The organism is Fictibacillus sp. 23RED33 (assembly GCF_015903925.1).
Taxonomy (GTDB): domain Bacteria; phylum Bacillota; class Bacilli; order Bacillales; family Fictibacillaceae; genus Fictibacillus; species Fictibacillus phosphorivorans.
Window position 1 is genome coordinate 817,685 of the sequence record NZ_JACZDX010000001.1, and the last position, 15,164, is coordinate 832,848.

12 protein-coding genes are annotated in these 15,164 nt (G+C 40.7%); 6 read left to right on the forward strand and 6 right to left on the reverse strand.

What is annotated here, in order from left to right; all coding sequences use genetic code 11:
- Window positions 1-7 precede the first annotated feature (7 nt).
- Window positions 8-1,081, forward strand: coding sequence for an efflux RND transporter periplasmic adaptor subunit (locus IHV09_RS04315; protein WP_197263712.1), 1,074 nt, complete (start codon window positions 8-10; stop codon window positions 1,079-1,081).
- A 306-nt stretch (window positions 1,082-1,387) separates the two neighbouring features.
- Here IHV09_RS04315 and IHV09_RS04320 read toward each other — a convergent pair whose 3' ends face one another.
- Window positions 1,388-3,142, reverse strand: a complete 1,755-nt coding sequence (locus tag IHV09_RS04320; RefSeq protein ID WP_197263713.1) for a B12-binding domain-containing radical SAM protein — start codon at window positions 3,140-3,142, stop codon at window positions 1,388-1,390.
- Window positions 3,143-3,337: 195 nt separating this feature from the next.
- Here IHV09_RS04320 and IHV09_RS04325 point away from each other — a divergent pair, with 195 nt between their 5' ends.
- Genes IHV09_RS04325 through IHV09_RS04335 form a run of 3 tightly spaced genes read left to right on the forward strand, consistent with a single transcriptional unit; the run spans window position 3,338 to window position 6,502 of the window.
- Window positions 3,338-4,222 carry a fumarylacetoacetate hydrolase family protein gene (locus tag IHV09_RS04325; protein ID WP_197263714.1) on the forward strand — a complete coding sequence of 295 codons (885 nt, stop codon included), beginning with the start codon at window positions 3,338-3,340 and terminating at the stop codon, window positions 4,220-4,222.
- Window positions 4,223-4,258: 36 nt separating this feature from the next.
- A complete protein-coding gene (locus tag IHV09_RS04330; RefSeq protein ID WP_197263715.1) occupies window positions 4,259-5,683 on the forward strand; it encodes an NAD-dependent succinate-semialdehyde dehydrogenase in 1,425 nt (474 codons plus the stop codon).
- Window positions 5,684-5,713: 30 nt separating this feature from the next.
- Window positions 5,714-6,502: an SDR family oxidoreductase gene (locus IHV09_RS04335; protein ID WP_197263716.1), complete on the forward strand. Its 789-nt coding sequence runs from the start codon at window positions 5,714-5,716 to the stop codon at window positions 6,500-6,502.
- Between the two features lie 284 nt (window positions 6,503-6,786).
- Here IHV09_RS04335 and IHV09_RS04340 read toward each other — a convergent pair whose 3' ends face one another.
- Entirely contained in the window at window positions 6,787-7,995 is a 1,209-nt protein-coding gene (locus IHV09_RS04340; RefSeq protein ID WP_197191300.1) for an ornithine--oxo-acid transaminase, read from the reverse strand.
- A gap of 147 nt (window positions 7,996-8,142) precedes the next feature.
- On the opposite strand from IHV09_RS04340, the gene IHV09_RS04345 reads away from it, so the two are divergent.
- Both IHV09_RS04345 and IHV09_RS04350 read left to right on the forward strand, forming a co-directional pair.
- Window positions 8,143-8,499 (forward strand): DUF1516 family protein, encoded by a 357-nt coding sequence (locus tag IHV09_RS04345; RefSeq protein WP_066392958.1) that lies wholly within the window; start codon window positions 8,143-8,145, stop codon window positions 8,497-8,499.
- A 148-nt stretch (window positions 8,500-8,647) separates the two neighbouring features.
- Entirely contained in the window at window positions 8,648-10,426 is a 1,779-nt protein-coding gene (locus tag IHV09_RS04350; protein WP_197263717.1) for a sensor domain-containing protein, read from the forward strand.
- Window positions 10,427-10,449: 23 nt separating this feature from the next.
- Here the strand turns inward: IHV09_RS04350 and IHV09_RS04355 are convergent, their stop codons facing one another.
- From IHV09_RS04355 to mtnA, 4 genes are read right to left on the reverse strand one after another with little or no spacing between them, the layout of a single operon-like run.
- Entirely contained in the window at window positions 10,450-11,487 is a 1,038-nt protein-coding gene (locus tag IHV09_RS04355) for an ABC transporter permease (protein ID WP_197127481.1), read from the reverse strand.
- Window positions 11,468-12,973, reverse strand: coding sequence for a sugar ABC transporter ATP-binding protein (locus IHV09_RS04360; protein WP_197263718.1), 1,506 nt, complete (start codon window positions 12,971-12,973; stop codon window positions 11,468-11,470). The genes IHV09_RS04355 and IHV09_RS04360 overlap by 20 nt, the downstream gene beginning before the upstream one ends.
- Window positions 12,970-14,106, reverse strand: coding sequence for a sugar ABC transporter substrate-binding protein (locus IHV09_RS04365; protein WP_197191298.1), 1,137 nt, complete (start codon window positions 14,104-14,106; stop codon window positions 12,970-12,972). Before IHV09_RS04365 ends, IHV09_RS04360 begins: the two co-directional genes overlap by 4 nt.
- On the reverse strand, window positions 14,103-15,161 hold the full coding sequence (gene mtnA / locus IHV09_RS04370; protein ID WP_370568953.1) for an S-methyl-5-thioribose-1-phosphate isomerase: 1,059 nt from the start codon (window positions 15,159-15,161) through the stop codon (window positions 14,103-14,105). Before mtnA ends, IHV09_RS04365 begins: the two co-directional genes overlap by 4 nt.
- Between the last annotated feature and the right edge of the window lie 3 nt (window positions 15,162-15,164).

A 15,164-nucleotide genomic window follows, 5' to 3' on the forward strand; every position in this document is an offset into this window, starting at 1 on the left:
CAAGCTTATGAATAAACTAAAATGGGTTGCTGCAGCTATTATGGTCATCCTCCTTGTCGTGATGAACATCGTGATTTTCGATAAAAAGGAATCAGCCGCAGTTGAAGCACCTAGAGTTGAAATGGGTCTATCTACACAGAAAGATTTTACAAAAAAACACGAAACAACAGGTGTTGCTCAGTCAAAGAACACATTTGAGATTTTTGAAAATGCATCCCTAGGCTCGATTAAAGAAATAATGGTATCGAAGGGGGAGACCGTTACATCTGGTCAAACTTTAATTACATATGAAAATGCAGAGATTGAAAAAGAACTTCGCAACTTGAAACGAGACCAAGAAGCAGCAGATGTTCGAAGCAGCCATTATTCTGGACAAATAAGTGAATGGAAAAGTGAACTCTCGGATTTTGATGAAGAAAAAGACAGCAAAGATTCTAAAGTACTTCTTCAAGAAAAATTAGCAGAAGCTGAGTTACAAAATGAGTTAGCTGAAAACGAAAGTTCCGTCTTATCAGATGAAATATCAGATCTAGAAAAACAGCTTGATGATCTTAGTGTAAAAAGTCCGGCTGATGGTGTAGTTTCAGAATTAAATGGTGTAGGCGATGATGAACCACTTCTATCCATTGTAGGGCAAGGAAACTTTGAACTTGTTGCTGACATCGATCAGAAAATGGCTTCTCTCGTGAAGACAGGAGACTCAGTTCTAATCAAGTCCAACGGTGAAAAGATGATGAAGGGTACTGTTCAAACTGTATTACCAGCTGATCAGAATAATTTTAAGTTAACCGTTCTCGTAGAGGATGAAGCGGCTTGGGTTGAAGGACAAACCGCTCAGATCATCGTAACAGAAAAACTTGCAGAAAAAGCGATTACTGTGCCAAAACAAGCAATCTTAAAAGATGATGGGAAAACGTATGTGTTAACGATTGTGAAAAACAAATTGTATAAGCTGAAGGTTTCAGCGGGTCTTGAGCAAAAGGGTAATGTTCAGATTACCAAAGGACTTAAAAAGGGTCAGGTTGTCGTACTTAATCCTTCTCCTGTTTTTGTTTCAGGGCAGCCGGTCTTAAAGAAGTAATGCTATTAAGATCTTAAATTTTTACCAATAAAAAACAAGTGGGATTACACTAGTGTTACGTTTTATAAGAAGAAAAAGGGTTTCGCAAGTATATTACTTGCGAAACCCTTGTTTTTTACTTAGCTTTTTTTAGTTAGTGTCTTTAATCTTTTTAGTGCTAACTTTTAGGGATTGGAGTGGAAGGGTACTGACTCCTGCGGGAGAAGTGGGACAGGTGAGACCACTAAAGGCGCGAAGCGGCAGGGGGCTCACCGCCTGCCCCGCGGAAAGCATGTACCCTGTAACGGTGATCCCCGCTTTCACAATTTACGAATTTTTTGTTAACAATGACTTTTTAGATGTTGTGAACACTTTTGTTGATTGTTGCTTAGGATCAAACAACGCAATAAGTAAGAAATTTTTCTCCCCTTGTGGCACTAGTTGATCTGATAATGGATCAATCGCTGTTTCTGTGACAAAAGCGTGTTTATGCATATCTTTTTCAGAAAGAGCTGGAAAGCCATCGATCATTTCCGGATATTGAGCGAGCAGCGAAAGCACTCTAGATGTTTCTTCTTTGTTCTGTGTGTTCTCCCACCATGGTTTACGAGGTTTGAACTGTTGTCTTTCTAAATAATCAAGCTTCATCAGGCTTTCAGCAACAGGAAGTGCATGTGGTGCAGCTTCCGTTAAGAATGCGATCAAGCGCGTGTATAAGTCTTCTAATTGATGGCCGATTCTTGACCAACCGCGCGTTTCCCAATAAGTCCCGAATTCTTGGAAGAAATCAAAAGGCGATTGGAATACATGGTGTATCAGGTATTTAACGGTATGATCCATTCGATGGTCGTTCCAATATTTTTCTAATACGTCTTCAACTTGTTTGATACGAATAATCTCATCAAAAGTAAGAACATTGTTTCCTAAGATCTCATATGGAGAGTGATCCATATACACGTAGTCATGTTTTTCAGCTGTTAATCGTAGACCTGTCCCTCTTAACATCTTTAAGAAACCTAACTGAACTTCTTCGATGCCAAAAGCGAATACATCGTTAAATGTTTTTCTGAACGAGTTGTAGTCTTCCTCAGGTAAACCAGCGATTAAGTCCAGATGCTGAACGATCTTCCCACCATCGCGCACAGTTGTTACCGTACGAGTCAGCTTTTCGAAATTCTGTCGGCGTTGTACCAGTTCGTTAACCGCGTCATTTGTAGATTGAACACCGATTTCAAAACGGAAGAGCCCTTTAGGTGCATGTTCGTTCAAGTAATCGATGACTTCTGGCCTCATGATATCAGCTGTGATCTCAAACTGAAAAACAACTCCTGGTCTTCTGTTTTCGATCAAGAACGAAAACATATCGAGTGCATAATCTCTGCGAATGTTAAACGTTCTGTCTACAAACTTAATGATCTTTGCTCCGTTATCCATCAAAAAGATCAAATCATCTTTAACGAGTGTAGGGTCAAAATATCGAACACCAACTTCAATCGAAGACAAGCAAAACGCACATGAATAGGGACAGCCGCGGCTTGTTTCAAAATAAGTGATCCTTTTTGATAGTGACTGGATATCTTCTTCGAAGCGGAAAGGTGATGGTACGGCCTTTAAGTCCAGTTTTTCACGCGGACCATTAATCTTTGGCTTTCCGTCTTTTCGATAAGCAAGGCCAGCTACGGAATCAAATCCAGCATCGTTCTGAATTTGAGTCAACAAATGCTTAAATGTTTCCTCCCCTTCATTAACAACGATAAAATCCACTTCTGGAATGCTCTCGAGCCAATGCGCCACATCGTAAGATACTTCAGGTCCACCTAAAACGATTTTCGTTTCTGGCTTGATCTTTTTAAACATCTGAATTACTTTTATCGTCTCTTCAATGTTCCAAATATAGCAGCTGAATCCGAGAACATCAGGCTCTTGGCTGTAAAGATCAGTCACGATATTAAGAGAAGGATCCTTGATCGTGAACTCTCGAATCGTCACAGGGAAATCAGGCTCGCTATAGGCCTTTAAATAGCGCAGCGCAAGACACGTGTGTATATATTTAGCATTTAACGTACTTAGTACAGTTTTCATAATTTGATAACCTCATTACTGTTACCCATTCAATTGGGCGTTTTAGATGACAAACTATTTTACCATATTTTAAAAAGAATCAAAAATGAGTATTGTGTTTTCATACAGCAAATTTCTTTACGGTACAAAGTCAGAACCTATATAGTAGTAATAATTACTTTGTAAGCGTTTGTTAAAAAGGAGGAATTCGTTATTGTGAAATGGGTTACAGCTGTTAGGAATGAAAAGACGTTTATAGGCATCGTAAAAGAAGAAAAGGTATTCAATTTAACAGCACTTGCTAAGAGCAGTGATGTGAAGTTTCCATCAACATTAATTGAAGCTATTTCACTTGGAGAATCAGTTTTTGAGCAAGTCGAGACTTTGATTCATTCTGATTCTGCACAGAACCATACATATGAGTTAAATGAAGTCCAGTTAAAATCACCTATCCCGCGTCCAAGGAAAAATGTATTCTGTATCGGGAAAAATTATCGCGATCATGCGATAGAGATGGGAAGCGAAGCAGACATTCCTGAAGATATCATGGTATTTTCAAAAGCTCCTACATCTGTGATCGGTCATGGAGATGGTATTCCAAATCACTCGTCTATAACCAATCAGCTTGACTATGAAGGTGAACTTGCCATAATTATCGGCAAAACGGGTACAGGTATAAAGAAAGAGAACGCGATGGATCACATTTTCGGCTATACCATCATCAACGATATTACAGCACGGGATCTTCAGAAGAAGCATAAGCAATTTTTGCTCGGGAAAAGTTTGAATGGAACTTGCCCGATGGGTCCATGGATCGTTCATCATTCTGATGTACCAAACCCGGAAAACCTATCAATCGTTACAAAAGTAAACGGAGAAGTAAGGCAGTACGGAAACACATCTGATTTTATCTTTGATATACCGACGATGATCACTGAGCTTTCAAAAGGCATGACGCTTGAAGCGGGAGATATTATCGCAACAGGTACACCTGCTGGAGTAGGTAAAGGAATGAAGCCGCCTGTTTTTTTAAAGCCTGGAGATTCTATTGAGATTACAATTGAAGGAATCGGGACACTTCGTAATGAAATAGTAGAATGAAGTCGAATTAACTAGTTACATAGAGGAGGAATTCACATGGAAAAGCTGCTTTATATTAACGGTTCATGGACAGGAGATTCTCTCGAAAAAATAGAGGTGTTCAATCCAGCTAACGGCGAAGTGGTAGGAACTGTAGCATCTTGTGGAAAAGAAGAAACGGATGCTGCAATTGATGCAGCGCACGAAGCATTTCCAAGCTGGTCTAGGTTAACAGCTTATGAACGCGCTGACTATCTTATGAAACTGCATGACTTAATGATCGAACAAAAAGAAGAATTAGCAGAACTAATGACGCTTGAGATGGGAAAACCATTAAAAGAATCAATAGGTGAAGTGATGTATGCTGCATCTTTCATCAAATGGTACGCAGAAGAGGGTAAGCGGATCTACGGCCGTACGATTCCTTCAAGTGCAGAAAACAAGAGAATGCAAGTTTTACGTCAGCCTGTTGGGGTCGTTGCGGCCATCACGCCATGGAACTTCCCAGCAGCAATGATCACTAGAAAGCTCGGTCCAGCGCTAGCTGCAGGCTGTACGTTCATTGTAAAGCCACCAAAAGAAACACCATTAACTGCGATTAAATTAGTAGAATTAGCCGATCAAGCAGGCTTTCCAAAAGGCGTAATCAATCTCGTAACAGGATCATCTTCTGTGATCGGCAAAGCGATTATGGATTCAGAGAAAGTTAGAAAAGTTACCTTTACCGGCTCTACAGAGATCGGTAAGAAATTGATCGAGCAAAGTGCCGCAACTGTAAAGAACGTTTCTATGGAACTTGGAGGTCATGCTCCAGCAGTTGTACTAGAGGATGCAGACATAAAAAAAGCAGTAGCTGGAATTGTAGCTTCTAAGTTTCGTAACGCAGGTCAAACGTGTATTTGTATCAACCGAGTATACGTGCAAGAAAGTGTTTATGAAGAGTTTGTAGAACGAGTGGCTGTTGAAGCTAAGAAATTAAAAGTAGGAAACGGTTTGGATGAAGGTACAGATATCGGTCCAATCATCAACAAAGACGGGTATGAAAAAATCTCAGAGCACGTGGAAAATGCTGTTTCAAACGGTGCAGAGTGTGTAACAGGAGGAAAAGGAAGAGCAGATAACGGTGGGTATTATTACGAGCCGACAGTCTTAAAGAATGTTTCACAAGATATGCTGATCATGAATGAAGAAACGTTCGGTCCAGTCATTCCAATTCACAAGATCAGCAGTGTTGAAGAAGGTATTCGTCTCGCAAACACGAGTCCGTTTGGTTTAGCGGCATATGTTTATACTGAGAGCATGTCCAAAGGAACTCAAGTTGTTGAAGGACTAGATTATGGAATCATCGGCTGGAACGATGGTGTTCCTTCCGCTGCACAAGCACCTTTCGGGGGGATGAAAGAGAGCGGTCTTGGTCGTGAAGGTGGCGTAGAAGGTATGGAAGCTTATCTGGAAACGAAGTACGTAAGTTTCGTATTATAAAATCTCTCTAAGAAACCAGGTGATTGTGATATGGATCTAGGATTAAAAGGAAAAAATGTACTCGTCCTTGCTTCAAGTAAGGGGCTCGGAAAAGCTTGTGCATTGGAATTTGCCCGTGAAGGTGCGAACGTGATGTTGACAAGCCGAGATGAAGATCAGCTTTCTCTGACTGCAGAAGAGATAAAGCGTGAAACAGGTACGGATGTTCATTATAAAAAATGTGACATCACACAGCGTAATGAGATCGATGAACTCGTTGCAGCTGCCGTAGAGAAGTTGGGCAGTGTGGACGTGCTCGTGAACAATGCAGGTGGTCCTCCTGCTGGTACGTTTAATGATTTTGAGGATGAGCATTGGCAGGGAGCATTTGAGTTAACGTTACTGAGCCTTGTACGTACCGTTCGAGCCGTTACGCCTAATATGATTAAAAACGGAGGAGGACGCATCGTAAATATCGCTTCTTCGTCTTTTAAACAACCAATCGACGGACTCATCTTATCAAACACTTTTCGAACAGCGATTAATGGATTATCAAAGAGTCTTTCACAAGAGCTAGGGAAAGATGGCATTCTGATTAATACCATCGGACCTGGACGCATCGGAACAGATCGAGTAGGTGAATTAGATCAGATGATGGCTGAGAAAAAAGGAATTTCTGCTGAAGACGTTAGAACTTCCATGGAAAGCGGAATTCCACTTGGACGATACGGTAAACCTGCGGAATTTGCTAAGATGGTCGTATTCCTGTGCTCTGACGCAAACACTTATATAACTGGCCAGTCACTGCTGATCGATGGCGGTATGGTGAAAGCACTGTAAAGGGAAGAAGCAGCTCATGGCTGCTTCTTTTTTTGAGTTAAGTGAGGGGTATCAGTTCCAGTACAGATGTCGATATTTGTAGACTCGTGGATAAACAGTGAAAACTTTTGGATTGAGAGCTAAAACTTCTGGATAAACCGCTAAAACTTTTGGATTGATCCATAAAAGTTGTGGATTCATCAATTAAAAATCGGATTAATACCCTAGTCCGTATATGAAATTGAGCTCAATTGTAGCCCTAAAAAAAGCTGACTCCAAAAAGAGTCAGCTCTCAATAAATCAAATTAAACAGAAAGTACGTTTTTAATGCGTTCGATCGCCCAATTTAGATCTTCATCAGAAATGATTAATGGCGGTGCGAAACGAATAACGTTTTCGTGTGTTTCTTTACATAACAAGCCTTGCTCTTTTAAGCGCTCACAATATGGACGAGCTGGTTCGTTCAGTTCAACACCAATGAACAGGCCTTTACCGCGAACTTCTTTGATCACTGGATTATCAATCTTCTTTAACTCGCCTAAGAAATACTCACCCAATTTAAGCGAACGCTCAACTAAGTTTTCTTCTACAAGCACGTCTACAGAAGCGACTGATACCGCACAAGAAAGCGGGTTTCCTCCAAAAGTTGATCCGTGTGATCCAGGATTGAACACGCCAAGTACTTCGCGGTTTGCTGCTACACAAGAGATTGGCATTACGCCGCCGCCAAGTGCTTTTCCTAAGATGTACATGTCTGGCTCGATCTCTTCCCAGTCACAAGCAAACATTTTGCCAGAACGGCCAAGTCCAGATTGAATCTCGTCTGCAACAAAGAGTACATTTTCAGACTTACAAACGTCAAGCGCTTCTTTCAAGAAACCTTCACGTGGAATAACGATTCCTGCTTCACCTTGGATTGGCTCTAGAATGAATGCAGCGGTATTAGGTGTAATAGCTGCTTTCAGGGCGTCTAAGTCACCGTAAGGAATCACTTTGATTCCTGGTAGCATAGGACCGAATCCACGTTGGTAATCAGGATCAGATGACATCGAAACGGCAGTCATCGTGCGTCCATGGAAGTTTCCTTCACATACGATGATCTCTGCTTGATTATCCGCAACGCCTTTAACATCATATGCCCAGCGGCGTACAGCCTTAATAGCTGTTTCAACAGCTTCTGCACCGGTGTTCATCGGTAACACCATATCTTTTTTTGTTAGACTTGATACTTTTTCATAAAAGTCACCAAGCTGATCGTTATGAAATGCGCGTGATGTTAATGTAACTTTGTCTGCTTGGTCTTTAAGTGCTTGGATGATCTTAGGGTGGCGGTGTCCTTGGTTTACCGCAGAATATGCACTAAGCATGTCCATGTAGCGGTTACCTTCCGGATCTGTTACCCATACACCTTCAGCTACCGAGATAACGATAGGAAGCGGATGATAGTTTTGTGCACCATATTGTTCCGTTTTAGAAATTACAGTTTCCGTATTTCTCGTTTCTGTCTGTTTCAAAGGAAACACCTCTATTCTGCAAGATTTCTCACATTGCTATTATAGCAATGAAAGTGCTTACTTTACAGAGGGAACTCTTTTGATTGCCTAGTTCATAGCAGTTCATGGTATAGTAATATGGAGAATTATACATAGGAGGATATATTTATGATTCATGCTCATGTAACATCGTGGTTTCTGGCATTAATTTTGTTTTTTGTAACGTATATGCTATACAAAAAAAATGCAGGAAAAAAATCAAAAATTTTGCATATGATTCTGCGCGTTCTTTACTTAGCGATTCTGGCAACAGGTGGTCACATGCTGGCTGGTTATTTAACCGATCCAGGAATTGTTAATCAAGGGCCGATAATTATTAAAGGAACTTTAGGAGTAGTCCTCATTGGTTTAATGGAAATCATCCTTGTTCAAAGAAAACGTGGTGAGAGCCGCCTGCTCAATTGGGTGTTTTTCTGGATTACTTTATTGTTAGTACTATTTTACGGTTATTCCGTACTTGGTTAATGCGTTTTAAGCCGCCCTTGCAGGACGGCTTTTTTTATTGGATAAAATAACCAATCTTTGTTTTGTTAACAATGCCTCCTGTACACCGATATAAATGATAGCACGTATCACTTTATAAATTGGTTCATTGGACAGATGAGGTGTAAGAATGAAAGAGATGGATGAATATTTAGCGCTATCTCATTTAATCAAGATGAATACGAAAGAGATGGAAGAGCTTAATGATAATCTAATTGAATCTGAACAACGTTATAAATCGTTGTTCGATCATAATCCTGATATGATCTATTCTATGGATCTACAAGGTTATATAACGAGTGTGAACCATGCGCTCGTTCAGTCTTTAGCATATTCAGAAGAAGAGTTACTCTCAACCCACGCTCTGCAATTTGTGTGCGATGAAGATCATAAACGGGTTGTTGAACACTTCAGGCTCGCCGTACATGATAAACCGCAAAATTTTATAGCGAGTATCAAGAAAAAAGATGGCGGACACATTTTAAGCAGCATCACAAACATTCCAATCGTCGTAAACGATCAAGTAGTTGGTGTATATGGGATCGGAAAGAACATTACCTGGCAGCAAAAAGCGGAAGAAGAGATCGAACAGCTAGCGTTCCACGATTCGTTAACCGGTTTACCGAACAGAAGTTTATTTGAAAAAAGGCTGAGAGAACTCGTTTCTGAAAGTGATCCTGCAAATCACTTATTAGCTGTGATGTTTGTGGATATTGATCATTTTAAAATCATAAATGAGAGTTTAGGTCATCATATCGGAGACGTTGTGTTAAGGCATGTAAGCAATCAGCTTAGACAAGTAATCCATAGTCAAGATTTGCTATGCCGGTTCGCGGGGGACTTATTTACGTTAATCTTGACGATTGAAAAGCCAGCAGACGTGATCGATACAGCAGATCGGATAGAAGAAGCACTTCAATTACCGATCTATCTTGATGGACAAGAGTATACGGTTAGTACGTCAATTGGGGTCAGCATCTACCCAAATGATAGCACGAGTGCCGATGTTCTCATTAAGAATGCCGACACCGCTCTGCATAAAGCAAAAGAAAAGGGCCGTGGAAAACGTGAATTCTTTACCGGTGATATGAACGCATTCACACTTGAAAGGCTAAAGCTAGAAGGCTTTTTGCGTAAGGCGGTTCAAAAGGGCGAGCTAGAACCTTATTTTCAACCTCAATTTTGTTTGAAAACGGAAATGGTCCTCGGATTTGAGGCGCTTGTTAGGTGGAATCATCCTGACTTGGGCTTGGTATCTCCGATGCAGTTCATACCTTTAGCTGAAGAGATCGGACTTATTGATGAGATCGGTCGGTTTGTTCTATTCGAGTCTTGTAAGCAGCTAAAAAGATGGCATGATGATGGCGCGCCTCATCTTTCTATCTCTGTAAATGTTTCAGGCAGACAGTTTCAAAGGTTGTCATTTGTATATGAAGTAAAAGAAGCGATAGAAACGGCAGGAATATCCGCTGAATATTTACACCTAGAATTAACAGAGAGTACGATGATACAAAACGTCCAATACAGCATAAGCATCATGCAAGAATTAAGAGAGCTAGGTGTTCGTTTATCGATCGACGACTTTGGTACAGGTTACAGTTCTCTTAGTTATTTAAAAGATTTTCCGGTCGATTATTTAAAAATTGATCAAAGCTTTATCAGACATCTTAGTGATGACTTTTTTAATACGAGTGATGCAGCAATCATAAAAGCGATCATCATGATGTGTGAAGGTCTTTCTCTTTCTACGGTGGCAGAAGGTGTAGAAACATATGAACAGATGAAATTACTTCAAGAATATGGCTGTCATACTGCACAAGGCTATATAATCAGTAAGCCTATGCCTGCTTATGAAGCGAGTGAGTTCTTAAAGAAGTTTCTGGCAGAAAAAAACAGCACAACTCCGTAAAGGAAGTGCTGTTTTTGTTCGTGCTATTTTTTCTTTTCATAATACATAAATGCTAGGGCACCAATCAGTATAGAACCTTTTACGATATCTTGTGCGTAGTACGGAACGTTTAACATCGTTAAACCATTAAGGAGTATACCGATCAAAACAGCACCAACAAAAGTACCGATCACATTCGGTTTCCCTGCACCAAAAACAGAAAAGCCAATAAATGCAGCTGCAACACCATCCATTAACAAAGGAGCACCAGCAGAAACTTGGCCGGTTCCGATTCGTGCCGCTAATAGAATACCAGCAAGAGTGGCAAAGAATGCAGATAAAAGATAAGCATACATCTTGTAACGCTGAACAGGGACACCAGATAGACGAGCTGCTTCTTCATTTCCACCTGTAATATACAATAATCTTCCAAACCTAGTCTGCTGTAGAATGATATGAACGACAATAACGGCGATCAGCATGATAATGACGGGAACTGGAACCGACCATATTTCACCTTGACCGATAAATAAGAAAGAAGGAAGGAAAACCCCAGGAGCTGTTCCACCTTCTGACAAAGGCATGTTGTTGTAGATCGAAAATCCTTTTGTGAAGGTAAGGTGCAATCCATTGATTATATACATAACTGCAAGAGTTGCGAGCAGATCTGGAAGTCTTACTTTTACAACGAAGAACGAGTTTAATAGTCCTACTAATAAACCAATAGCAATGGGAATGAGAATGGCGATAATCGTTTCTTGGCGATACAGAACAAGAGCCGCAGCACTCGTAACGGTCGCAAGGCTTGCCGTTGATCCGACAGAAAGGTCAAAGCCACCAACGATTAAAGAGATGGTTACACCGATCGCAAGCAATGTAATAATGGAAACAGAGCGTAAAATATCCGTAAAGTTTTGATAGCTTAAGAACTTGTCGTTTGCTAGACTAAAGCCGATTACGGTTAATAATATGACAAGAAGCGTGCCGTATCGGTAAAGAAAAGGAAAGACCTTTTCTTGAAGTGAGAGTTTAGTAGTGTTTATGTCGTTCTCAACATGTTCTTTATGAACGTACTGTGCCATAATGACCTCCAGTTGCATAGTGCATAATTTTTTCAGTGGTAGCTTCGTGTTTGTTTAATTCTCCAGCAATTTTACCATCGTACATAATGATGATACGGTCACAAAAAGCGAGTAGTTCTTGTATCTCACTCGTGAAATAGAGAATTCCTTTTTTGTTTGCAGCTAAGTTTTTGATGCATTGAAACACATCTTGCTTAGCGCCAACATCTATTCCTTTTGTCGGCTCATCGAAAATAAATACATCCCCGTCCGTAAGAAGCCATTTACCGATCGAAGCTTTTTGCTGATTACCTCCGCTTAAATGGTTCAGAAGAAGAGACGATTTTTGTGTCTTGATACCGAGCTGTTTGATCCATTTCTCAGCTTCTGTTTTTTCGCGTTTTCTTTGGATAAACCCAAACTTGGTAAACTGTTTTAAGACGGGTAGTGTTAAGTTCTCAATCACATTGTAATCCACGAGTATCCCTTCTTTACGGCGTTCTTCTGGAACAAAACCGATACCAGCAGAAATGGCTTTTTGAGGGTTAGAGATTCTAACTTTTTTTCCTTTCATGTAAATAGAGTCTCTAGAGGGATCTGCACCAAATAATGCTCTCGCCGTTTCGGTCTTTCCTGCACCTACTAATCCGGCAACGCCTACAATTTCACCTTCTCGAACGGAAAAAGATACAGACTCATTGGTAGCAGGAACACTGAAATGTTTGGCTTCTAAAAGTGTATCGCCCAGTATTCTGTCTTCTTCATCGTTTAAGAGTTCAACCAATTCATTGCCTAGCATCGCGCGAACTATTTCTTCAGAAGAGCAGTCAGACGTTTCTTTTTGAAGCGTCACATACCCATCTTTTAAGACGGTTACTCTAGTCGACAACTCCATGACTTCAGGTAAACGGTGTGAAATATAGATAATGCCAACACCTTGCTTTTGAAGTTCACGAAGTACAGAGAAAAGATGCTGAGCTTCTTTCGTACTAAGTGCGGCTGTAGGTTCATCAAGAATAATAAAAGAAATATTCCGAGAAATGGCTTTTGCAATAAGAACCAACTGTTTTTCAGCTAAAGAGCAATGAGAAAGAGGAAGGGCAGGGTCAAGATGTCGACCAACTCTGTTTAAAAGCTCTTGGGCTACTTTATATCTTTTTTTCCAAGAAAAAAAAGCAGGTCCTGAGATAAACGTATTCATTGTAACGTTCTCAGCGATACTTAATGAGGAAACGAGAGCTGTATCTACTTCTTGAACGACCATCTCAATGCCAGCCTCTTTTGCATGAGCTGGTGTTTTAAGTATCAGCTCTTTCTCATCCAGTGTGATAACACCGCCATCACGTTCATAATCACCAGACAGTATTTTCATAAGGGTACTTTTACCAGCACCATTTGCTCCTAAAAGAGCATGGACCTCACCGCTTTTTACGGTAAAGTCCACTCCTTTTAATACAATCTGTTCACCAAATGACTTTTGTATAGAAGTTAAGGAGAGTATCGTCATTGTTTGGTATCCTTACTTAAGTTTTCCATCCATGGAGATGTTCCCGCGTCAGATTTGCCCCATCCTTCCACGTACTTACCGATTTCATCCATGGATACCTTAGATTTTGGCAGATCCTCTTTTTCAACAAGGTGAGGCTGTACACTATAGATCTGAGGTGTTTCTTCACCGGCTACTTTTTGATAGAGAAAGCGTACCTGCAGCTTTCCAACATCAGCAGGATCTGTCGCTGCTGTTGAAACCCAAGGACTGTTTTCTTCTTGCATCAGTTGTAGATCTTCGTCACTTAAGTCGATTCCATATACTTTAATCTCGTCACGTCCAGCTTGTTGGATCGCACGCGTTACGCCTTTAGCAAATTCGTCCCAAGGAGCGAATACAGCGTCAATATCACCTTTTTTCGGATATTTCTGTAGTAAAGCTTCCATTTGTGACTGTGTATCAAGCGCAGTATTTTGTGTCGCTGTACCGAATCGAGCGATTTCTTTAATCGAAGGATAACGTTTCTTAAAAGCTTCATACATAACGTTTCTTCGTTCCATCGGTGTAAAACCGCCTACCCAAACGTATACGATCTCACCTTTACCATTTAAGTCTTGCGCCATGCTTCGTAAAGCATTCCAAGAAAGGCTATAGTCATCCTGATCGATGACTGTTACTCCTGGAATGTTGATATCACTATCAAAAGCGACAACTGGTATTCCTGCTGCAACTGCTTTTTTCACACTTGGAGCAATCGCATCTGCACGACCATGATCGATTAAGATTCCATCAACTTGTTGGTTAACGGCTGTTTCAACATATGCTGCCATTTTTGAAAGATCGTTATCAGCGTTATAGATTTGCACCTCACCGCCAAACTCTTCCACTTGCTTTTTTACGCCACTAATATATTGAGAAGAAAAAGTACCGATAGAGAACTGATTAATTGAAGCGATCTTTAAAGGCTTCTGAAGCTGTTTTGGAACTTTGCTTGACGTAGAAGCAGTTACTGTAGAATTTGATTGTGACTCATTTGCTGCAGCAGGTTTTGTTTCTGTCTTATTGGAAAGAGCATCTTGCTCATTTGTGCATCCTGTTAAGAACAAGGCTGACGTTAGGCAAGCGGTTGCCAAGATTCTAAAAGGTCTCAATGCTTTTCTTCCTCCTTAAGTGTGGATAGTGCTTCTTTATAATTGCCATTGACGATTCCTTTTTCAGTTATGATCGCTGAGATGTATTCAGCGGGAGTTACATCGAAAGCGGGATTGAACACTTTTATTCCTTCTGGTGCAATGCGAACACCGTTTAGATGCGTGACTTCTTCTTCCGGACGTTCTTCGATCGGAATATCATCACCGCTTGTTGTACTGAGATCTAAGGTAGAAAGAGGACAAGCGACATAAAAGGGAATACCAAGCGCTTTTGCTTGTAGCGCAAGACCAAAAGTTCCGATTTTGTTAGCTGTATCGCCATTCGCTGCCACTCGGTCACATCCAACGATCACCGCTTTAATGTTCTTTGTTTTTAGCGTGTGGGCTGCCATATTATCTGTGATCAAGGTCACATCAATATCGTTTGCTTGCAGCTCCCATGCTGTTAAACGAGAACCTTGTAAAACAGGACGAGTTTCGTTCGCGTAAACAGAAAGGTTCCAGCCTTGTTCTTTAGCAAGATGAAAAGGAGCTAATGCTGTTCCATATTTGCTTGTCGCGATGGCACCTGCATTACAGATCGTCATGACAGCGTCTCCGTCTTGGAGAAGTGACAAAGCGTACTCACCGATCTTTCTGCATGTATTCTCGTCTTCTTCTTGAATTAAAAGTGATTCAGCTTCAATTCTACTTTTCGCCTCTTCTACTGAACTTGATTGTTGAGCAGAAGCAACAACACGATCTAATGCCCAAAATAAATTAACAGCGGTAGGGCGGGAAGACGCTAAGTAATCTCTTTGTCTTTGCAATTTAGTTAAAAACGAGGAATGATCCACCTCTTTTTCAGAATTACTCCATAGTGCGAGTCCGAATGCAGCAGCGATCCCAATAGCTGGCGCGCCTCGAACTTTAAGCTTAGAAATTGCGTCCCATACGTGTTCAATCGTGGTTACATTTAAGTAAACCGTGTGATGGGGAAGTTGTTGTTGATCTAATATAAGAAGATGGTCACCTCTGTATCGAACAGAAGGAACCCATTTTTCTGCTACAGTCATCAT

Coding starts and splice junctions, on each gene's coding strand:
- IHV09_RS04315 (WP_197263712.1), top strand. CDS start 8: ATGAATAAACTAAAATGGGTTGCTGCAGCTATTATGGTCATCCTCCTT.
- IHV09_RS04320 (WP_197263713.1), bottom strand. CDS start 3,142: ATGAAAACTGTACTAAGTACGTTAAATGCTAAATATATACACACGTGT.
- IHV09_RS04330 (WP_197263715.1), top strand. CDS start 4,259: ATGGAAAAGCTGCTTTATATTAACGGTTCATGGACAGGAGATTCTCTC.
- IHV09_RS04335 (WP_197263716.1), top strand. CDS start 5,714: ATGGATCTAGGATTAAAAGGAAAAAATGTACTCGTCCTTGCTTCAAGT.
- IHV09_RS04345 (WP_066392958.1), top strand. CDS start 8,143: ATGATTCATGCTCATGTAACATCGTGGTTTCTGGCATTAATTTTGTTT.
- IHV09_RS04350 (WP_197263717.1), top strand. CDS start 8,648: ATGAAAGAGATGGATGAATATTTAGCGCTATCTCATTTAATCAAGATG.
- IHV09_RS04355 (WP_197127481.1), bottom strand. CDS start 11,487: ATGGCACAGTACGTTCATAAAGAACATGTTGAGAACGACATAAACACT.
- IHV09_RS04360 (WP_197263718.1), bottom strand. CDS start 12,973: ATGACGATACTCTCCTTAACTTCTATACAAAAGTCATTTGGTGAACAG.
- mtnA (WP_370568953.1), bottom strand. CDS start 15,161: ATGACTGTAGCAGAAAAATGGGTTCCTTCTGTTCGATACAGAGGTGAC.